Source organism: Methanoregula sp., from assembly GCF_041663825.1.
GTDB lineage: Archaea > Halobacteriota > Methanomicrobia > Methanomicrobiales > Methanospirillaceae > Methanoregula.
In genome coordinates this window covers 22,273-43,012 of record NZ_JBAYLY010000016.1, presented here as the reverse complement: position 1 = coordinate 43,012, position 20,740 = coordinate 22,273, and the positions used below count along the sequence as shown (strand labels likewise).

Below are 20,740 nucleotides of genomic sequence, written 5' to 3'. Positions count from 1 at the left end.
GGGTAGGGGGGTAAAACTTTTAAAAAATTGGTCGGGGGTCAGGAGTACCTCTCATTTTTGGGAGTGGGGGGTGCCACCCCGGGCTGGCAGGAGGGGGTACCCCCACTGGATCGGAAATCGCTTCGGGAAGTCCTGTCAAAATTCTGATTTTGTAAAGGAACATTTAGAGAAGGACAAAATTTTTATTATCCCCCCTCTATCGTATTCTTGGTTTCTTCATCGTTGAATGCGTCTTTGCCCCAATTTTGTTTTATAATCCGGAACCCTGAATCTACGAAAACATGTAAAATATAAATTGATCGTGCAGGTTCGGATCCGGGAATGGGCGCGGGAAATCGTTTGAATTTGCATTATCCGAATAAATATTTTTCATGTTTTCCACCCTCCTTAGTATACCTCATACCAAGTATTTGCTCTCATATCTCCGGGAACGGTGCTCGTCATCGGGAGCGCTGCACCAATCGGGGGTTTCACTTCAACAATAAATTTATCATTGTTCGTCATAGTAGTAGCGTCAAACCCGGGACTAATGTCAACAAGGACCATCTCGCGGGCACTTAATGTTCCGTTGTGTGCTGTCTGAAGTGGATTCGCGTCAGTGTTTTGTTTAACCCACGTGTAATTAACATCCATATTTGAGAAGGTTGCCATCGTTTTGGGAGAGGATACGGTATACGTTACTTTACTCATATCCACCCCGGCACCACCTGCAGCGATCTGCAGATAAAATGTAATATCCCTCACCGTTGTCGGACTACCGGCTAGTATACTCATCGGTCCCGAAGATTCAACGGTGGAGGTTGTCTGCTGTACACTGGTGTGCACGGTTTCCTGCGCCTTCTGGGTCGTGAAGAACCCGGCGCCGAGCACCACGTACGAAAACGACGCAGCAACAACAACAAATGCAATCAGTACGATCGCAGCCTCAAGGCCGGTAAAACCGTTTTCGCAGGTGGGTGCCCGATCCATCTGTTTCAACTCCATGTATCCTATATCATGAGGTTGTATTTCACTATTACACGATGTAATCTCATATAAATATTTGCAAAATGCTATCCTACAAATTCCCGATAGCCGAATGCCGTCCCGACATTCCTTGGCTTTCTTTATCAAGAGTAATCTGTACTGCTATGGTGTATGATGTGAAGCGGGATCTCAGGGTTGGCACATTCAATAAAAAAAGGGATTTAGTAGAGTGCCTGGACTGTTGTCAGGCCACCGGGGATAGTTCTTGAGATAGGAAGAACCGCTCCAACTGCCGGCTGGAAATTGATCGTTAATTTTGTATTCGGTGTTGCAGTTGCTTTTGGCAATCCCACGACAATAACCATCTGTGCATTGGGTTCGAGCATGGAACCCGCAGTCATATTGTTAATTTTTTGACCTATACACCACTCTTGAGGTAGAGTATCGTTTCCTGCTATTGCATTGGTGCATGTAAACAGGCCTGCAGTATTAGTTCCCACATTTGCATTATGACCTCCGTTATTATCCGTATAGGATACAACCATCGACGATATGTCCATCGCGGTGCCACCTGATGTAAGTGCGACCGTTATGTTAACATATTTAAGGTAGGAGTTATTGCCATCAGCAACCCCATAGGCATTCCCAACCATCTCCATACTTGAGCTTGCCTGCTGCACGGCTGTGTGTGTGGTTGTCTGGGCTGTCTGGGATGTGAAGAAGCCGGCGCCGAGCACCACGTACGAGAATACTGCAGCAACGACAACGAATGCGATGAGTACGATTGCTGCCTCGAGGCCGGTGAATGCATTATCAGAATAAATATTTTTCATGTTTTCCACCCTCCTTAGTATACCTCATACCAAGTATTTGCTTTCATATCTCCGGGAACGGTGCTCGTCATCGGGAGCGCTGCACCAATCGGGGGTTTCACTTCAACAGTAAATCTATCGTTGTTCGTCATCGCAGTAGCGTCAAATCCGGGATTAATATCGACAAGGATCATCTCGCGGGAAGCTAATGTTCCGTTATGTGCCGTCTGAAGCGTATTTGTTGCGTTGTTTTGTTTAACCCACGTGTAAGTGACTCCCAGATTGTCGAAGGTTGCCATCTTTTTGGGAGTGGATACGGTATACGTTACTTTACTCATATCAACCCCGGCACCACCTGCAGCGATTTGCAGATAGAATGTAATATCACTCACCGTTGTCGGAGTAGCCGCTTTTATACTCATCGGTCCCGAAGGTTCAACGGTGGATGTTGTCTGCTGTACACTGGTGTGCACGGTTTCCTGCGCCTTCTGGGTCGTGAAGAACCCGGCGCCGAGCACCACGTATGAGAACACCGCCGCAACGACAACGAATGCGATAAGCACAATCGCTGCCTCGAGGCCGGTGAACCCTTCATCATTATGTTTACACGATCTCATGAATTCACCTTTGTGAATTTAGTAGACACTAGTCGCCGCCAGCGTCTCTACATGGATAAAAGGTATTTATCATATAAATAATTATGTTAAAAATCAGAATCCCATAAGCAATTATTTTAAAATTTGATGCCGTTATCGTGGAATCTGGCAAATTATATAATTGCATTGACCCGGTACCGGGTTCCCGTATGCCGGCCCGTGACTCATATACGGACATCACCCCTTTTTATTTATGAACGCTCCAATAAGCAGTACGCAGGCATGGACAAAAAAGATATTACCTATATTATTGCAGGGTTCTGCATCATTCTTGTCATTGCATTTGTCATCAAACCGATAGCCACCGGTCAGCCGGTCAATATTGGTGTTTCCTTTGCGACACCCACGCCAACCGTGACGGTCACTCCCCTTATCGTATACGCGACTTTTACAAGCATTATTACCCCCACCACCACCCCTCCCACACCGGTGCCGACCTGGAACCAGAAAGCCCAGACCGTCGATTTTGTCAATCCTGACACCTATCATATCTCCACCAACCAGTCCATTCCTCAGGGAACAAGGATCGATGCAACCCAGCCGGATACCAACCGAACTGTATATGCAACCATTTCCGGAAAATATAGCGGAACCACCCAGATTATCAATATCCCGTTTCCCTACTGGGAATTGACCTACACCGTCGATCCGATGATCGGCCCCATGTCAGGACCTGCGGTACAAAAAAAAGAGATAACCCCTACGCTGGGGGAGGGCGGTTCGCATAGCGGAATATATGGGTCGTATGCCAGCGTGAGTCCGGCATTTTCCATTCAGGTTATGGATGCAACGGATCCCAACCGTATCGTACGAAGCATTTCACCCCCGGGGGGGATCGACAAGGATCTCTGGGCAGGGGTGAAAGCGACGCAACCGGCAGTAACGCAGACAACAAAGAAGTACGGAGAGATTGCACCTACACCAACAACTACTGTGACCGACCCCCGCCCGTGGACGGAAAAATTCTATGAAGGCCAGCGGGGTTATTACTTCATTATCAATTCCCAGTATCTCAATTCCTACAAGATTGAGATTCGTATCCCTACACGGTATGTCGGAAAGTACTGATCGTTAAGACGCGTGTGAAATGAACGCGACGGACAGACCGGCGGTGGATGTATCCTGCACGGTTAAAGCATACCTGCCAAAAGCGTACGGATGCCGTACTACCTGACAAATCCAAAATCATCTGGTATAAGAAAAACCGACAAAAAAGTAATTCTATAACAACCCGATACAATCAGTCGAGTTTTCTCTTTCCCATGGACTCGATGTACATAATCTCTTTTCCAATTTCAAGCACGCCCTTCTTGTCTTCCGGGATGGTAATCTCGAAGTTTGAATAATCCTTCATGTCCATGAGCTGCGCCATATCGCCGGCAATGGAGATGACCTGCCCGCTCTTGCGTTCGACAACGGGCACGTATGCCTTTGCGGATACAGGCTGGACAATCGAGCGCTTGACACCGTCAAAGATACCGACGGCGTCAATCCGTGCCTTTGCTGCACCGTGTTTCCCGGGTTTTGATGTGGCAAGGCCGACAACTTTGCACGGCTCATCTTCCACAACAATATAGCGACCTTCTTTTATCTTTCCGATTTCTGTTTGTTCCTTCATTGTGCTTCACAACCTAAAACGTAACCATATCTTAAGCGCAGAAGTAATTTATCTTTATTGCCGTACATAAATACAACGGTGACCGCATTTAGAGGTTTTTGTCGCTATGGATTTTCTTCGTTCCTGCAATGAGATGGCCGCGCTCGTTCATGAGAGTATCCACCCGCTGGTCGGATCACCGGAAGGCGGAAAGGTCATCCGCATGGGCGCCGACAAAACCCCTACCGAAAAGATCGATCAGGTAGCAGAAGACTGCGTGATCGGGTTTGTCCGGGAACATTCTCTGTGCTCTCTCCTGATAAGTGAGGAAGCAGGTAAGGTTCCCGTTGATGGCGGGAAGGGAACGATATTTCTCGACCCGATTGACGGTACATACAACGCGGTTGCGGGTATACCGTTCTATGCCCTCTCCCTTGCATGGGCAACAGACGGGGTCGTGCAGCAGGCATTCGTACAGGATTTGGCGACAAAGGAGACGTTTACGGCTGTCCGGGGCAAATTTGCGCACTGCAACGGGAAACCGATCCATGTTTCGTCGACATCACGGCTGGACGCCTCTGCCATGAGCGTGTACGGCCGGAAATTCGATCCCACCCGGATGATGCAACTCGGCCACAAGATCCGGCGGTGGCGGCTCCTTGGGGCATCCGCACTTGAGCTCTGCTATATCGGGGCCGGGAGGATCGATGGTTTTGTGGACCTGCGGGGTACCCTGCGGGTGACCGATGCCGCGGCAGGGATGCTCATCTGTACTGAAGCCGGAGGGATGGTCTCCGACTTAAACGGCGATCCTATCGACTTCCCCGAGGAAGTGACGGTCGGCCGGTGTATCATTGCCACGAACGGTGTGCTGCACCACAAGGTGATCGAGTACCTGAGGTGATCTCTGATGAAGTGCCTGCTTGTTTCCCGCATCGACATGCCCGGGGCCCTTTCCTGTGCGCGGCAGATGAAGGACGCGCTCTTAAAGAAAGGGGTAACCGTTCTCCTTGAGAAGGATACCGCTGCCTGTCTTGGCGAACCCGGCCATCTGTGTGGGCAGGTGGACGCAGATATGGCGGTGGTAATTGGCGGGGACGGCACGATTCTGCGCACCGTCCAGCAGATGCAGCACCAGATCCCGATTATAGGGATCAACCATGGGGAGGTGGGGTTCCTTGCGGATCTCGAACCTGATGAAGCGTGGGATTTTATAAAAACGCTGTCCCCGGGATTTGCCGTCGAGGAACGGATGCGGCTTTCGCTCCTGCGGGATAACAAGCCCCTTGGCGATGCATTAAACGAAGCCCTCATCGTCACCACCCGCCCGGCAAAGATGCTGCGTTTCTCGATTGTTATTGACGGCAGGGTTACGGAGCAGTTCCGCTCTGACGGACTGCTCGTCAGTACTCCGACCGGGTCGACCGCCTACGCGATGAGCGCCGGGGGCCCGATCGTAGACCCCCGGATACAGGGTTTCCTCATTGTCCCGCTTGCGCCGTACATGCTCTCGTCCCGCCCCCACCTCATCAGCAGCAATCGTCGGCTTGAGATCCGCCTGGAGTGCTCAAAGCCTGCGAAACTGGTTATCGACGGGCAGAAAACCGTGGAACTGGGAAGCTCGGCCTCCCTTGTGGTACAGAAGGCAGAGCAGCCGGCGTTATTTATCGATGCCCGCCGTAATTTCTTTGAAAAAGTAGATGACAAGCTCCGGAAACTCTAGCGAGCCCTCAAATTTGTGCAGCAGAAAAGACAAGCTTTTCTTGATAAGAGGCTCCATTCTTGTTGATAAGGTGGTACGTGTGCAGGTCTCCATGAAACTTGAGATGAAAGATTCTCCCGGACAACTGGTTGCGGCCCTCAAACCAATCTCTGATGTCGGGGGAAATATTATCGCGGTCATCCACCACCATGACCCGGATACCAGCCATCACACGTTGAACGTGCAGATCGTGCTTGCCCTTCCCGAAGGGCGTCTTGACAACCTCGTGGCGCTCTTAAAGGAGCAGGGTGTCCACATCCAGCGGATCGGAAAGGAGCGCCTGCTCTACAAGCGGACGGTTATCCTGATCGGCCATCTCATGCATACAGACCTGTCCGACACGGTCAACCAGATCGATTCTACGGGATTTGCCGAGGTCTGTGAGATCTCGATGAGCATGCCGGCAATAAACGAGCGCTCGACCTCACGGGTCATAATCAAAGCGACCAACCGGGTGGACATGGATGCGGCGCTTGCCGTCCTGCGCCGGGTCGCGCAGCAGAAATCGCTGCTTTTGATCGAGCCGCTGGAGGAGATCGCATGAAGGCGGCATTGATCGGCCTCGGGTCTGTGGGACGCGGCGTCGCGGAGATGATCGCTAGCAAGAATCCCGGTATTACGATCACGGGTATTGCGGATTCAAAGAGCGGGTGTATCTGTGATGAGGGCATTGACATCAAAGCGATGCTTGAAAACAAGAAGAGGACCGGAGCCTGCGGAGACCGGACGATTGCCGCCACGGACGTGATTGAAAAAGCAAATTACGATGTCCTCATCGAAGTGACGCCGACAAACGCGCTTACCGGCGAACCGGCTCTCGGGTATATCAGGGCTGCACTTGCACGAAAGAAGCACATTGTCACCTCCAATAAAGGACCGATCGCCCTTGCGTATGTGGAACTGTCAGCGCTTGCCAAAAAGAATGGGGTGGCGCTCCGGTACGAGGCCACTGTCGGCGGTGCTATCCCGATCATGCACACGCTCGAAGATGGTCTTAACGGGAATGAGATCATCGCGATCTACGGGGTTCTTAATGGGACCTGCAACTATATCCTCACCCGGATGGCTGCCGAAGGGCTCACCTACGAACAGGCACTCATGGAGGCGCGGGAGATGGGATATGCCGAGGCGGATCCGACCTACGATGTCAAGGGGATCGATGCGGCAATCAAACTGGTGATCCTTGCGAACACGATCTGGGGTAACGGGACAAAACTTGCCGATGTCGATTTGACCGGCATCGATCTGCTCACTCCCGATGCTCTGCGTCTTGCCGAAGAGGGGGACTGTACCATCCGGTTGATCGCAGAGGCAATCCCCGGGAAAAAGATTTTGCGGGTCTCCCCCCGCCTGATTGAGAAGAGCCACCCGCTTGTGGTTGAAGGCTCGCTCAATGCCCTCACCATCGAGACCGATATGGCAAAGGAAATTACGCTTACCGGAAGGGGTGCAGGATCGATCGAGACGGCAAGCGCCATCATCGGAGATATCCTGTATATCCGCGACCATTATGGCAAGCGTGCTTGAACACCGGCGGGAATACCTGCGCCTGATGCGCCAGTTCACGCAGGATGCCGGTTTTTTTACGGTAACTGATATCCAGAAAGCAGCCGGCATCCCACGGAGTACGGCGCAGGACTGGGTAACCCGGCTTGTGCGGGAAGGCTGTGTTCTCATAAAAAAAGAGAAATCCGGGAGAACGGCCGCCCGGTACGCTGCCATTTCTGCGATCCCACAGAGCACATGCCGGAGAATTTTTACCACGACAGATGGCGAGCATGTTGAGATCTTCCATGACTGCATGAGCGGTGCATGTGCGGCGTTCTGTGGCTACCACCATGCCCGGGCGGGGGGTGTGCTTACCGAGATAAAACGCGACGGGACACTCCTGCGCGAATGTGCCCGGATTGGCGACGCCACGGTTTCCATCGGGCTTCCCCCCCTGTCTGCGGTCGGGATCTGCGGCGTCGGGTACACGGGTAATCATATCGTCCAGCGGATCCGCTGCATCGGGGGCCCGGCATACTCGCTTACTGATATGATGTCGCGTGCGGAGGGTGTTACCCGCGTCGAACTGGTCCAGAAAGATGGTATTGTTGAGGGGAAAGTCTGGACGCAGGCTTTTACCTCCTTAACGATTGGGGTGGATGATACTGATTCAAAGGAGGGTGGGGCGACATTTGCCCTTGCCCTTGCGCTGCTCACAAGGCTTACGGCGGGCCGGGTTGTTCTCCCTATCAGCCACCATGTCGTGATGCTCAACGAAAGCCTGCAAAACAAGACTGCCGGGAACTCAGCAAGTTACATCGAGGTAGCTGTCCTCCCGAACCGTATCGACCGGGTGATGGCGATGAGCCGCGAGTTTGTTGAAAGCGAAGCCTTTTCCCCGGAGTGGGGGCTTGCGTTCCGGAAAGGTATGACGATCCCTGTGGGCCTGAGGGAGTACGGCCGTCGGGTGAGGGAAGTTGTGGTCGACCGTGCCGAGGCCGAAGAGGCAGCCCGGGAGTCCGGCACCGTTCTGTACGGGGGAAACGGGGTTATCGGGGCGCTTGGCGCTGTTGCGCTGGCCCGGCTCCCCCATGAGATACAGATGGACCCGGCCCGGAAGATTGCGTGACGTAAACTGGCCGCGATCACGTGACCGGTATTATTCTGCGCTATTATGCCACTTTTGCGCTTATCCGGCAACAACCGGAAGGGCAAGGTTGCCCTGCAATCATCACCTGTGGAGACGGTATTCCCGTGAACGTACCATTTGCCGAGAGCCAGAACGCAGGATTGGTTGTTGGGATCAACCGCGCGGTAACGGGAAGTTCCCCGCCATTCCGGCAAGTGGGGGTACCCCCCTCTCCCAAAAAAGAGAGGTACCCCAGTCCCCGGCCTATCTTTTAAAAGCGGTACCCCCGCCCCCCCTATGAGCACAAGATGAGGGGACCCCTCCTCCTTTTTCTGCATTTCCAGAACCTGTGCTTCGCATGGAGTTCACGTCTGAAAACCACAGTTTCTTGTCCGAATACCTTAGGGGGCAGGGCCACCCATCCGGCAAGGGGGTACCCCCTCCCAAAATGGGGTGGTGCCCTGGCCCCTGCCACTTTTTTTTAAAGTGTGCTCCCCCCACCCCCTCAGTCCGGGCACAAGTGGGAGACTACCCTCTCTAGTACCTGGTGGGGTACCCCCATGATCGCGTGCGCAGGTATCTCTCCATTTTTATCGTGCGATGGGTTTTGAGGAGGGTCGCGCCTCGCTACAGCCTCCATAAGCATCCCGCGCCCCCCGCCATCCCTCATGGAAAATTTGCCATTTGGCATCGCGAAAGTGTGCGCATCTCAAAAGAAGACCGGTTCAGCCCGGACCTTGGAAAGGGGCCCCGCTTCCCGGGGATCGTTGCCCGCTATTCATGCGAGGGAAGGGATTCGAACCCTTGAACTCCTGCGAGACCGGACCCTAAATCCGGCGCCTTTGACCTGGCTTGACTACCCTCGCGTACCGTCTCTATTTGGCTGGCTGAAATTAAGAGCATATCGTGTGGGGCTAAAAAGACTGAAGTTTACTCCTCTACATCTCCACCCGGGTCACGACACCGTGGATCTTATCCGCCGGCAGCCGGTAGAACTGCACGACCGAAGGAGTGAGGTGCTTGATCGCGCCGAAGATCTTCCAGGCCACATGGTTGGTGACAATATCCTCCATCCCGTAAAAGATCGTCTTCTCATCAATATCCGCTTCTACCAGGATCTTCGAAATATCGACAATCTCCATGTACCCCAGGTAAATCTCAAAGATAGAGAGCCCCTTTGTCAGCTCCCGTGTCACGCCCCACGTCATCCCGAACGGCTGCTCCGTGCGGATGATCGAGATAATGATATTCTCCTCGTACACGATGTTGTTCGTGAACATTGTGCGGGGAATGTACTGCGGGATCCGCCGGAAGTCCCGGGCAAAGTACAGCGCGGAACCCGAGATTTTGTTCACCGAATTGTAGAGTGCGTTGAATTTTGGGAGGAACTCTTCAAGCGGGACCGGCTTTAAGGAATTCGCGAGGCGCTTCTGACCATTCACGTAGATAAGGATAATCGCGAGCGGAATGGCAGCGATTATAAGCGACCAGTAACCCCCGTACGGAATCTTGTGGAAACTCGATAAGAGGAAGGACCCGGTCACGATAAAAACAAATCCCGCAATCAGGCTTTTTAAGAATTCTCCGCGGAGGACGAGGATCCAGATGATCAGGATACTTGTGATCGTCATCGTCCCGCAGACCGCAAGCCCATACGCGTGGGTGAGATTGCTGGAGGTCTGGAACACCAGAATAACCAGCAGAACGGCAAAGAGCAGCATCCAGTTCACGATATCGATATAGATTTGGGATCTGAGGTGAGGTGAGGTATAATCGATCCGCAGGAGCGGCATGATACGGGTCGTGATACCCTGGTACACGATGGAGAAGATCCCGGAGATCATCGCCTGGGAGGCAATTATCGATGCGGCGATGCTTAAAATAAGGAAGGGAATATAGAGAAGTTTTGCCTCGGAGAAGATCATCGCGAAGAGAACATTCTGGGTACCGGGATTTGCGATCAGGAACGCGCCCTGCCCGAAATAGTTGATTGCAAGAGCGATGAATACGAGATACCAGGCCTTCACAATCGGCTCCCGTCCGAGATGTCCCATATCCGCGTAGAGTGCTTCTCCCCCGGTAGCGCACAGGATCACGGACGAGAGGATCAAAAATCCTGCAAGACCGTTGTGCACAAGATAGTTGATCGCATACATCGGATTTATGGCAAAGACTACCTGGGGGGCGAGGAAAATGGCGACAAGGCCCGAGAGCGTAAGAGCGGTAAACCAGACCGCCATGACCGGGCCAAATGCCCACGCCACCCTTTCCGTACCCCGTGCCTGGAAGGCAAAAAGGCAGATGGCGATAACAGCGGCCACGAACATCAGGATGATCTGTGCGGTATTCTCAAAACCCGGGATCAAAAGGATACCTTCCACAGCAGAGAGGATACTGATCACCGGTGTAATAACACCGTCTCCGATAAACAAAGAAATGCCGATGATGGCGAGAAGAGAGACAAACGCGACCTGGTTGCCGGATTTTAGCATCGGCAGCAGGATCTCCTTGAGCACAATTGTCCCGCCTTCACCTTTCTTACCTAGGTGCATGGCAAGGAACGTGTACTGGACCGTGACAAGGATCGTCAGCGTCCAGAAAATAAGGGAAAGGATACCCATCACGTTCTCCTGGGTGGGGGGGATCAGGAGAAAAATAGCGGTCAACGTATAGATGGGACTCGTCCCGATATCGCCAAACACGAGACCCATCGATTTGACGATCCCCGGCATTCCAAAATTATGCCCGAACATTCCTCTTTTACCCTTGGGGAGATATAATGTATATTGCTTTCTCTTTTCAGGCATTCATCGCGGGATCGTTCTCAGGAATGACCGCGGGAGCCCGGGCTGTCCGGTTATGGGCCCGCTTCCCGTGCAGTCTCTCGCTCGGCTGCTCCCTGCACACCCTTACGGTCATCGGTCCAAATCCGGTAACTCTTAATGAGGAGTACGATAATCAGCGGACCCAGGACAAAACCGGCAATTCCCATCGTAAGAATACCCCCAATGATACCAACGAACATGATAAGCCAGTGAATTTTAACCCTTCGACCCACGAGCGCCGGGCGCACGTAGATCTCCGGAAGCGCAGAAACGATAAGGTATCCGAGGAAGAACAGGATAAATACTCCATACAAGTCATTCTTTGCAAGGGCATAGGCACCAATAATGATAAACGCAACAGAAGAACCGAGGATGGGGATAAGCTCACAGAACGCGGCAAGGAACGAGTAAAAGAGGATATCCCCGTACCCGAGCAGGTAAAAGACCGGGATCGCAATAAAAAACGTCAAGACCGCGATGGCGATCTGGACGATATAGATAACATAGAGCGTGTCCACGGCGACTGGCAGGAGCTGGTCACAATAATTTTTCACCGGTGGCGGCAGGAGCTGGAATAGCCGGTCCTTGAGCGCTTGACCCTTTAAGAGCAGCAGGAAGAACGAGATAAAAAAGATAAGCCCTTTCAAGACGATCCGCAGCAGGTTATCAGTTATCGTTGTCCAGTAATTGACAAAAAGTGAATTCCCTTCTGAAAGCCATGATGAAAGGGTTCCCCTGCCGATCGGCACCCCGAATGCTTCCGGGTGAGTGGCCGGGTTATCCAGCCACGAGCCGATCGTGGCAAATATCTGGTTTAAGAGTCCTGCATTGGCCTGGAGGATCATCATGATGGCCCAGGCCGTCCCGACAATGAGAGCAAAAAGACAGATGGTGATGATGGCCGAGGAGAGGACCGGCCGGGTGTACCGCAAAAGCCGGCGGTGGAGTGGCAGCAGTACCACCGCAAGCGATGCACCAAGGATGACCATATCAAGGATCGACCAGAAAATAACAAGGGCAACTACCGTAAGGAACAGTACGATAAAGAACGGGTACAGATCCTTGTCAATCCGGGGGGGCATATCTGATCAGAAGGTTTGCCGGGATTACAACATATATGTGCGTATGGCAGGAAGGCCGGCTCCTGCGGGGTAGCACAACCCATAACAATAGCGGAACGCCAAACATCTTCTCCATCAGATGAAGCGGCTCGATCATCTCTCAATGATAGTACATGATGTGGGACGGATCTGCCGGTTCCTTGGATTTGTGTCGCTTGTCCCCTTTGTGGTACTGGTGGTCTTCCAGGAATGGGATCTGCTGCTGCCCATGGCGAGCGCTCCCCTGGCATTTCTCGTCCTAGGGTACCTGCTGACCCGGGTACCGGCCCGGGATTTGGATCCGCCTGTTTCAATAGCACTTGTCGCAGTTGCAATCGCGTGGTTTTTAATCGCCCTTGTGGGGGCGCTTCCCTTTGTCTTTGGGCTTGGCATGTCGTACACTGACAGCGTATTTGAATCGATGTCGGGCTGGACCAGTACCGGTTTTACCGTGTTGGCATCGGTCGACATGACGCCAAAGACGCTTCTTTTCTGGAGGTCGTTCATACAGTGGATCGGCGGCATCGGGATCATTGCATTTGGGGTCTCGCTGCGCAGGAAAAACCAGATCTCGCTTTTCCAGATCTTTCGGTCCGGGGGAAAACCGGAGGATCTCATGCCAAATCTCATGTCCACCGGCTGGAGGATGTGGAAGATCTACATCTTTCTGACCTGCCTTTTTACCGGCCTCGTGATGCTCGCCGGTATACCCCTCTGGGACTCACTCAACCTGGTCATGGTTGCCATAGCGACCGGCGGATTTACCCTCCATTCTGCAGGACTCGCTTATTACAACAATCCCCTCCTTGAAGTTCTCCTTCTCCCGGTGATGTTTGCCGGAGCGATACCGTTTAAGCTGTATTTCCTGATGTACCGGGGGAAGATGGATGCACTGTTCCACGATAAGACCGTACGGCTCCTCCTTTTGATCGCGCTTGTCGGTTCGGCCATCGTCACGCTCGAGCTGTACATCTTCAATGGCCTTACCCCCCTTACTGCGCTCCGGGAGGGTGTCTTTATATCGGTATCTGGCCTCTGCACGTGCGGGTTCCAGAATGCGGACCTTCATGTGTGGGCAGCAATCCCGCTTTCCGTGATCTCGCTTCTGGTGTTCATTGGCGGGGCAATGGGCAGCATGGCCGGGGGGATCAAGGTCAACAGGGTATCTCTGGCATACGAGGGGGTGAAATGGTGGTTCCGGCGGTTCTTCGTGAGCAGCCGGGTGATCGTGCCGTTCCGGTACGAGGGGCGGATGCTTTCCCGGGAGATGTCGGAGATGGAGATATCAAAGAACATGCTCGTGATCGCATTGTATGTCTTTACGATATTTACCGCGACCATTTTCTGCCTGCACCTGTATATCACCATGTTCCGCCTTGATGAGGTGCTCTTTGAGTGTATATCTGCGCTCTCCAATTCTGGGATTACCGTAGGGTTTATCACGGCGGCAAGCCCTCTTGCCATCAAATGGATCTTTATCCTCCTGATGTGGTTGGGAAGGCTTGAGGTTGTGCCGGTGATCATCATGGTCATGGGCATTGCAAAGGGCGTGCAGAACGAGTTGTTCACCGAGCCTCCGGCGCAGGCAGTAATGTCCTATAGACAGGATAACGATGAACCTGCATGAACCGGGAAAAAGAACTGGCGTTTCCTGTTTCTGCATACCCTGAATTATTCCGATGGTATGAGTGGATTGTTTACCCTCGCCCTCGTTTGTGATGAATGCCGCCTCCGGCAAAGAAGCCCCGTCGGTTCAAACAACTAAATGTAGAGTGGATCAATCGTTTAACATACCCCCATGAAATAGCGGGGAGCCATAATAGTGCGCACAACCCGGCTTCCCGTTAAGATCAGGCTTACCGGGGAAAGAGTTCTTGTTTTCCCGGAATGTAGAGCGCTGCCGCATATTCCTCGGCAAATGCTGTATCCACTAAAAGGTCGATGTAAACCATGTGCCTGGCCATTTCCTCTGCCGCCGCCCGGTATTTCGTGGAGACCAGCGTTGCATATGCCCCCGAGAGCGAGCCGTTTCCGATGGTGTGAACCGTGGCAGTGGTAAAACGGGGGATGATGCCGAAGCGGACGGCATTGCTGATATCGGTATAAGCGCCAAATGCGCCGGCGAGGTAGAGGTGCCGGATATCCGTGACTTTGCACTTGTATCGTGTCAAGAGCACGGCGATTGCCCCGCAGGCTGCGGCTTTCGAGTCCATGAGGTAGTCAATATCCCGCTGGGTGATCACAATATCCCGCCCGGTCCCGGTCTTGTGGGCCGGAACAAGTACGTATTCCGGCCCTTCCGGCACGGTGCGGACGCCGGGATTACGGGCATTGAGTTTCCCGGCAAAATCAAGTGCTCCGGTTTGCACCATGGCAACGGCAAGATCGATGATGCCGGAGCCGCAGATGCCCCGGGCCGGGGCAGAACCGATGGTGCTCCAGCGGATCTCACCGGTTGACGGAACTACCTGTACATGGTCGATCGCGCCTTTCATCGCCCGCATACCGGCCATAATGCCGGCGCCTTCAAATGCGGGGCCGGAAGCGCAGGAGACCGAGGCTGTCCAGTGCCGGGTGCCAAGGACGATCTCGCCATTTGTCCCGAGATCGACCATAAGCGAAACTTCATCGGACGTATGTACCCCGGCCGCGATCAGGTCGCCGATCGCGTCCCCGCCAACAAACCTGCTAACATTGGGAAGGCAATATACTCCGGCGCCGGGATTTGCTGCAAGCCCGATCTCCCGTGCAGTTTTCCGGATAGGCGCCCGTGACACCGGGGCATTTGCGAGGTCCAGGTACCGGGGATCGATACCGCAGAGCAGGTGGTTCATCACCGTGTTTCCCGCGATGCAGACATCCAGAATATCCGTACTGTTGATCCCTGCGGTCCGGGTAAGGGATTCTATCACCTCGTTCGTGCTTGCGACTGCCGCCTTCTGGAGCGTGGCAAGCCCCGCAGGTGACCCGGCATATCCTATACGGGTGAGCAGTTCCTCGCCGTACGTGATCTGGCGGTTTAAGGCGGAACCGGTGGCAAGGATAGCCCCTGTATCGAGCCGGGCGAGGCAGCCGACAACTGTCGTGGTGCCGAGATCTATGGCGACACCGTACAGCGGACGGTCACCGTTGGCCGGGGTGATGGCAAGCACCTCCGGGGGTGAACTGACGGTCGAGAGCGTGGCTGCCTGCGGGGTTTCTGCATCGAGCAATGTATGATACTGGCCGTCAGTCATGCGTGGCCGGGGGCCCGAGTATCCCGCAAAACGGATCGACTGCGAGGCAAACGGCATGCCTTCCGAGGGCGCGATCTCAACCCGGTAACGAACGATCGCAGGTTCGATCTCTCCGGATGCCACCGGTTGCGTGATCAGGATCTGGGGGGAGTCGATCCGGCTTTCCACCGGGATGGTAAATACGGCATCTGCGGAGAGCGTCACCTGGCAGGCAAGGTAATACCCCTCGTCCCGCTCCTTCTGCGTGAGTCGGCAACCGGTTCCGGTCTCCGGCAACACCGTGCAGGTCCCCGAAGTTAAAATAACCCGGCACTTGCCACAGGTGCCTTTCCCCCCGCAGATACCTTCGATCGCGACTCCTGCCGTGCGCAGTGCGACAAAGAGCGGTGTACCCGCAGGCACGGTAAGCACCCGGTTCATCGGCTGGAAGATGACCCTGATCTCACGCGTGTCCTGTTGTTCCATAGGTATCTGTTCCCCTGTGTTCATCCGGTACGACCAGAAGGTTGAGGTGGCATACCTTCCGTGCTAAAAAAGCGCGAAAGGTAGTTACCGGTTCACCGGCGGCCAGTGTGCCTTAAGAAAGGCCGGGATACCGGACGAATCTTTGGGGCCGACCAGCACGTGCCACCCGCTTGCCTCTTCGGTCTCACCGCTCAGGCGGGCGGCGAGTCCCGGTATGATCAGGTGCCGGTGATCGACCAGATCGGCAATTTTGTTGTCTTTGAGGGCTGCTGCCATGGAGTCTGCGTTCAGGTACCGGCCGGCGACCGCACTCTCCACGCTGTTACCTCCTGTGTCCACGACAATTAAAAAGCAGTCGATACCCGCTGACTTGATGTCGCTTTCGACTGTGAAATAGGTGAGCGCGTAGTTCGTGGTGATAAGCACCGGCGCGTCCTTCCCGGGCGACCCGAATGTCCTGACCCCGGTATCGACCGAGACCGGTTTTCTCGGGTCGGTGTAGATGTTGAACCGCCAGATCAACTGGGGCAGGAGCACCCAGCCTTCGAGGCTGTGGATGATTAGGAGATCCGCGTACCGGGAGAGCAGCATCGATGCGGCGCAGGCCTCCTTCCACTGGATCAGTTCGTGCGAGATCTCGGGCGAGAGCCACGCGGTAATAGGAGTGCCGAGCAGCGGGTAACCAAGAAGATCGTCTCCATCGGCAAAGACTGCCCGGCGGATCTGCGAGAAGGTATGGATGGTCCCGGACAGGCCGGGCTCGACAGCAGTTCCCGGGTCGAGCACAAGATCGACAACCCCGTACTCCACGAGGGTTTTTACCATCGATCGCAGGAGTGCGGTGTCGTGGGGGGCTGATACCACGAGCGGGCACCCGTAGCGGAGGGCGAGTTCTGCCATCTCCTTCCAGTTGTCCTTTGTCGCCGCGTAGAGGAGCGGGCGGCGTTCCCGGATATGGGCAAGGCCGGCCGCCATGATCGCCGCATCGTAGGTGCAGAGAATGAGCGGCAGATCGGTGAGGGCAGAAACGGTCGTGACCGCAGACGCGAATGCAGCCGGGTCATGCCGGGTCGAGCGGACCGCAATTGCGTCCAGACGCAGTTCGCGCCCGATATAGTTGTAGGCAAAGTCCGCGACTGCCCTGACCCGTGCGGTACGCTCATCCTCGGGCAGATCATCTGAAACGTCAATTGCTATGGGCGTGGGATTGCTGTAGGTGAACTCGTGCCGGTACAGGACGTACTTCCCGCCCAGCTTCATGGCCCGGTTGCCTGTCCCGACGACAATGGTCCTGACCGGGGGGGCCATGAGATCTTCGAGCCTGGAAAAATTGACCCGGTATTCCTCTTTCGTGACCGGCGGGCAGTTGTCAACGGCCAGCTCTCCGTTGACCACTCTTGTCGCAAATGCCATGCAGTTTGCTTCGCCGCACTCCTTGCAGTTGGTCTTGGGGAGGAGTTTGTACACGTCGATGGGGCTGATCTCTTTTATGGTCTTTTTGGGTTCGCGTTCTGACATTCTCATACCCCCCGTCTAGATCTTCATCGTCGCCCAGCGGGCAACCCCTTCCGGCACCGGGGCATCTTTTTCCGCGAACATACGGATCGTGTCCTTGCAGGTCCGTATTGCGGCCGGGTGCATCATCATGAAGATATCGACCCCGGCAAGGAGGAGGGTAAGCGCATTTATCGTCTCCCAGAGCGGGCCGCGAAGCTCCCGCGAGCCGTATTTCTTGTCCATCTTCATCCATGCCTCGCGGGCTGCCCAGGCGTTCGTGGACGCAGAGATCGTCGGCTGCTGGAGTTCGGTATCTCCCATCAGCGCCGCGTGCCGGGCCCGTTCGTGGATGGTAAACGAATACTCAAGCCCGTATCCGAGCGCGACCGTCGTTAAGTCCATCACGATATCTTCCGGTGGGAGGTACTCGTAGAGCCGGCGGTTGAGTTCCTTTGCCTTGTTAAGTTCGAGTCCGGTGAAGCCGAGCACCGCGTGACCGTGCTCCTTTGCCGCACGGGCGACAAGGTCCAGCGTCTTTGTCTCGGTCATTCCGAGCGTGACCGAGTTTAAGAGCAACCGTTCGCCATCGGCGACTTCCGCTACCTTACAAAAGACCGCCGCGTCCTTGCGCGGGTCCCCGCATCCCCCGATAATAAGCGGGACATCCACTGCCTGCAGCACGTCTTCGACCGTCCGTGCCGCGGCAGCAGGTGTGGCATCGCTGATGAGCGGGTCGGTGGACATGAGGTGGACCGTGATCATGTCGGCGCCGTACTTCTTCACGTTCATCCTGGCCCATTCAGCCGGATCGTTCATCACGTCTTTGACGTTTTCCTTGAGCACTTTTGAGAGCGGCAGCGGCATATCGAAAACGTCGAGTGCAAAGACCGGCGGGTGGGCCGGGAGGTGGTCAGCGCTGACAAACGGCGGGTACGTGGAGCCCCCGATCACCAGGGACCTGCTCCGGCTGCCCCCCTCACTTTTTGTCGCACCGAGGCGGACTTCATGGATGCGGCCCACGAATTCTTCGTGAGATGGGATAAATGTCTCGGTAAAAAGGGTCGTGGGTTTCACGCGTACCGGGGCAGTCGATCCCGTTGGGGTGGCACCGGTCCCGGTGGGGATCCAGAGTTCGAGATCTCCGATCTCCATCGTAAAATTTTCCAGTTCTACCCTTTTTTTGCCGGACAGCATCGCAAGGAGACCCGGGATGGCGTCCTGCACATGCCTTGTTTCGGCGGTTGTTTTCTCTTCATGAGGATCAAGCCCGGTCATTTTTTATCCGCTCCCGTTTTTTTGGGCTGGATCGGCTCGATGATCACCCGGTCTGCAGTGATCCGGGCGTTCTTGAAGATGATCTTAAAACCCCCCGAGGTGATCGGGAAGTCACCGCCGGAGAAGACCTGCACGGCACCGGTTGTCCCGTTCACGGGAACGTCTTCTTCTGCCTTCCACCGCTCCATGACCGGGTGCGCATGCGAGGAAAGGAAGTCCCTGAGTTCGCTCACGGTACTGACATCTTTTTCCGTGGCAATCGCAGAAAAGAGTGCTGCCGGGATAAACTCCCTCATCTGCTCCTTTAAATCGGACGGCATCCACGCGACCCGGGCATAGCCCCCGTCTGCTGAAAGGAACCTGGGGGATCGCATGTACTCGAGCGATATCCCGTGGAACCCGTCAACCTGCCGGCCTCCGGCAGTCGAATCTGCCATCGTAGAGAACGGCAGGCCGTTCACGGTCACGTCCTTGTATCCCCGCATCACGATCCCGAATCCTTCCACCTCAGGGATGTAGAACGCGATCCCTTCGAAGCACCCGCAGGAGGTGTGCGGGTAGGCAAATGCGCTGTACAGGTAGACACGATGTACCGTACCGAGGGAGCGCTTCTTTGCGCTCTCGTTTATCCCGGTATATTCTCCTCTCACCGGGTCGAGGTACTCGCCCTTTTCTATGGGAAAGATCGGGCCCTTGGGGTCGATCCGGGCTGCTGCCCTCCCGTCAAACCAGCTGATCGCCCCGCAGTTTGCGTACCGCTGGGGGGTGATCACACAGACATGGCTGGGCGCAAACGACTGGCAGAGGGCACACCCGTAGAAGACATCAACATCATCGTCGGTCAGGCCCCGGGCGCGGGCGTCCCGCGCTTCATATATCGCTTTTGCATCTGCATACCGGGCCTGGATCTTCTCTTTGTCCGTGAAGAAGGTGACCTGGATTTTTTCAATTATGGGCAACTCGTTCTTGAGGAGATCGAGCATGACTTTGCCGACGTACGTTAGCGTCGTAAAACCATGGGTGTAGGCTTTTTTCGAGACCCTCACCCAGATGTCGTAGCGCTGGTTGAGGTGCATGAACCCTTCGATGTAGTTGGAATATTCATGGATGCGGCGTTCGATCACGCCCTCAATATCCTCTTCCAGTTCGGGCCCGGCAATTTCGATAAGAATACCTAAGGAGTACTTCTTTCCCTCTTCCATATCCGGGAGATCCGGGCCGACTACCATGATCGCCCCGTCACGAACCTCTTCGGGTTTTTTCACCCGGACCAGCTCAAACTTTTCCTCGATTGACGGGCCGCCCAACTCCACGTACATATCGTTTTTCCGGATCCGTTCGCCGACATGAACGAGCCCGACATCCACCGGGATATCCTCAAACATCTCCTGGCCCTCCCGTTGTTACCGTGATCGCTTCGAGGTTCTCCTGCCATTCCTTAACAGAGATGTTTGCAAACGACCAGCTCGCGTTGGGCTGGTAGGTGTTGTCGAGCGCGATCGTCTTTGTGTGCCGGGCAAAGTTCTTGAGCCCGGAGAGAAGCGTCCATGCCATGGGATAGGGCAGGCCGGCGATAATGGCGAGATCACAGGGCCCCTTCCCGTCCGGCCCGTTCCAGCCGGGGTCGGCAATCCGTTGGCCAGCCTCGACTGCGGGCATGATGGCGGCTTCTGTGTACCCCCGGGCTTTCAGTGCCCGGTTGATATGGCCCGTGGCGATCACCGGGATGTTCTTTGTCCGGGCCAGATCGAGCAGGTAATCGACCAGTTTCCTCTCGCCTATATCGATCGTTGCGGCACCATGACCGATGAGGAGCACCGGGTGCTGTGCCCGGCTGATGACCGCGAGAACCATTGCCGGCTTGGTAATGACGGCGGCCTTTTTCGGGCCGGCAATCTCTGCGGTCTGCCAGGGGTCTTGGGAGGTCATGGG

Annotated in this window: 18 protein-coding genes and 1 tRNA gene; 7 read left to right on the top strand and 12 right to left on the bottom strand. The window is 54.8% G+C overall.

Annotated elements, in window-relative coordinates; all coding sequences use genetic code 11:
• Positions 1–387 precede the first annotated feature (387 nt).
• The 3 genes from WCX19_RS08705 to WCX19_RS08695 all read right to left on the bottom strand — a co-directional run bounded on the left by WCX19_RS08705 (position 388) and on the right by WCX19_RS08695 (position 2,395).
• Positions 388–969: an archaellin/type IV pilin N-terminal domain-containing protein gene (locus WCX19_RS08705; protein WP_373007193.1), complete on the bottom strand. Its 582-nt coding sequence runs from the start codon at positions 967–969 to the stop codon at positions 388–390.
• A gap of 218 nt (positions 970–1,187) precedes the next feature.
• Positions 1,188–1,799 (bottom strand): archaellin/type IV pilin N-terminal domain-containing protein, encoded by a 612-nt coding sequence (locus tag WCX19_RS08700; protein WP_373007191.1) that lies wholly within the window; start codon positions 1,797–1,799, stop codon positions 1,188–1,190.
• Positions 1,800–1,813: 14 nt separating this feature from the next.
• Positions 1,814–2,395, bottom strand: a complete 582-nt coding sequence (locus WCX19_RS08695; RefSeq protein WP_373007189.1) for an archaellin/type IV pilin N-terminal domain-containing protein — start codon at positions 2,393–2,395, stop codon at positions 1,814–1,816.
• Positions 2,396–2,656: 261 nt separating this feature from the next.
• On the opposite strand from WCX19_RS08695, the gene WCX19_RS08690 reads away from it, so the two are divergent.
• Positions 2,657–3,502, top strand: coding sequence for a hypothetical protein (locus WCX19_RS08690; protein WP_373007187.1), 846 nt, complete (start codon positions 2,657–2,659; stop codon positions 3,500–3,502).
• Positions 3,503–3,674: 172 nt separating this feature from the next.
• Here the strand turns inward: WCX19_RS08690 and WCX19_RS08685 are convergent, their stop codons facing one another.
• Positions 3,675–4,052 carry a translation initiation factor IF-5A gene (locus WCX19_RS08685; protein WP_373007185.1) on the bottom strand — a complete coding sequence of 126 codons (378 nt, stop codon included), beginning with the start codon at positions 4,050–4,052 and terminating at the stop codon, positions 3,675–3,677.
• 106 nt (positions 4,053–4,158) lie between these two features.
• Between WCX19_RS08685 and WCX19_RS08680 the strand changes: the two genes are divergently transcribed.
• From WCX19_RS08680 to WCX19_RS08660, 5 genes are all read left to right on the top strand, one after another.
• Positions 4,159–4,935 carry a bifunctional fructose-bisphosphatase/inositol-phosphate phosphatase gene (locus tag WCX19_RS08680; RefSeq protein WP_373007183.1) on the top strand — a complete coding sequence of 259 codons (777 nt, stop codon included), beginning with the start codon at positions 4,159–4,161 and terminating at the stop codon, positions 4,933–4,935.
• Between the two features lie 6 nt (positions 4,936–4,941).
• A complete protein-coding gene (locus tag WCX19_RS08675) occupies positions 4,942–5,754 on the top strand; it encodes an NAD(+)/NADH kinase (protein WP_373007181.1) in 813 nt (270 codons plus the stop codon).
• Positions 5,755–5,845: 91 nt separating this feature from the next.
• Entirely contained in the window at positions 5,846–6,337 is a 492-nt protein-coding gene (locus WCX19_RS08670; protein ID WP_373007179.1) for an amino acid-binding protein, read from the top strand.
• A complete protein-coding gene (locus tag WCX19_RS08665) occupies positions 6,334–7,320 on the top strand; it encodes a homoserine dehydrogenase (protein ID WP_373007177.1) in 987 nt (328 codons plus the stop codon). The genes WCX19_RS08670 and WCX19_RS08665 overlap by 4 nt, the downstream gene beginning before the upstream one ends.
• Complete coding sequence (locus WCX19_RS08660) at positions 7,304–8,410, top strand: sugar-specific transcriptional regulator TrmB (RefSeq protein WP_373007175.1); 1,107 nt, start codon at positions 7,304–7,306, stop codon at positions 8,408–8,410. Before WCX19_RS08665 ends, WCX19_RS08660 begins: the two co-directional genes overlap by 17 nt.
• 781 nt (positions 8,411–9,191) lie before the next feature.
• Here WCX19_RS08660 and WCX19_RS08655 read toward each other — a convergent pair.
• The 3 genes from WCX19_RS08655 to WCX19_RS08645 all read right to left on the bottom strand — a co-directional run bounded on the left by WCX19_RS08655 (position 9,192) and on the right by WCX19_RS08645 (position 12,317).
• Positions 9,192–9,276, bottom strand: a tRNA-Leu gene (locus tag WCX19_RS08655).
• 72 nt (positions 9,277–9,348) lie between these two features.
• Positions 9,349–11,163, bottom strand: coding sequence for a KUP/HAK/KT family potassium transporter (locus tag WCX19_RS08650; RefSeq protein ID WP_373007173.1), 1,815 nt, complete (start codon positions 11,161–11,163; stop codon positions 9,349–9,351).
• Between the two features lie 104 nt (positions 11,164–11,267).
• Positions 11,268–12,317 carry an AI-2E family transporter gene (locus WCX19_RS08645; RefSeq protein WP_373007171.1) on the bottom strand — a complete coding sequence of 350 codons (1,050 nt, stop codon included), beginning with the start codon at positions 12,315–12,317 and terminating at the stop codon, positions 11,268–11,270.
• Positions 12,318–12,435: 118 nt separating this feature from the next.
• Between WCX19_RS08645 and WCX19_RS08640 the strand changes: the two genes are divergently transcribed.
• On the top strand, positions 12,436–13,962 hold the full coding sequence (locus WCX19_RS08640; protein ID WP_373007169.1) for a TrkH family potassium uptake protein: 1,527 nt from the start codon (positions 12,436–12,438) through the stop codon (positions 13,960–13,962).
• 229 nt (positions 13,963–14,191) lie between these two features.
• Here WCX19_RS08640 and WCX19_RS08635 read toward each other — a convergent pair whose 3' ends face one another.
• The 5 genes from WCX19_RS08635 to cdhB all read right to left on the bottom strand — a co-directional run bounded on the left by WCX19_RS08635 (position 14,192) and on the right by cdhB (position 20,737).
• A complete protein-coding gene (locus WCX19_RS08635) occupies positions 14,192–16,036 on the bottom strand; it encodes an ASKHA domain-containing protein (protein WP_373007167.1) in 1,845 nt (614 codons plus the stop codon).
• A gap of 84 nt (positions 16,037–16,120) precedes the next feature.
• Positions 16,121–17,554 (bottom strand): acetyl-CoA decarbonylase/synthase complex subunit gamma, encoded by a 1,434-nt coding sequence (gene acsC / locus WCX19_RS08630; RefSeq protein WP_373007165.1) that lies wholly within the window; start codon positions 17,552–17,554, stop codon positions 16,121–16,123.
• Positions 17,555–17,569: 15 nt separating this feature from the next.
• A complete protein-coding gene (gene cdhD / locus WCX19_RS08625; protein ID WP_373007163.1) occupies positions 17,570–18,808 on the bottom strand; it encodes a CO dehydrogenase/acetyl-CoA synthase subunit delta in 1,239 nt (412 codons plus the stop codon).
• On the bottom strand, positions 18,805–20,193 hold the full coding sequence (cdhC, locus tag WCX19_RS08620) for a CO dehydrogenase/CO-methylating acetyl-CoA synthase complex subunit beta (RefSeq protein WP_373007161.1): 1,389 nt from the start codon (positions 20,191–20,193) through the stop codon (positions 18,805–18,807). The genes cdhD and cdhC overlap by 4 nt, the downstream gene beginning before the upstream one ends.
• Positions 20,186–20,737: a CO dehydrogenase/acetyl-CoA synthase complex subunit epsilon gene (gene cdhB, locus WCX19_RS08615; RefSeq protein ID WP_373007159.1), complete on the bottom strand. Its 552-nt coding sequence runs from the start codon at positions 20,735–20,737 to the stop codon at positions 20,186–20,188. The genes cdhC and cdhB overlap by 8 nt, the downstream gene beginning before the upstream one ends.
• Between the last annotated feature and the right edge of the window lie 3 nt (positions 20,738–20,740).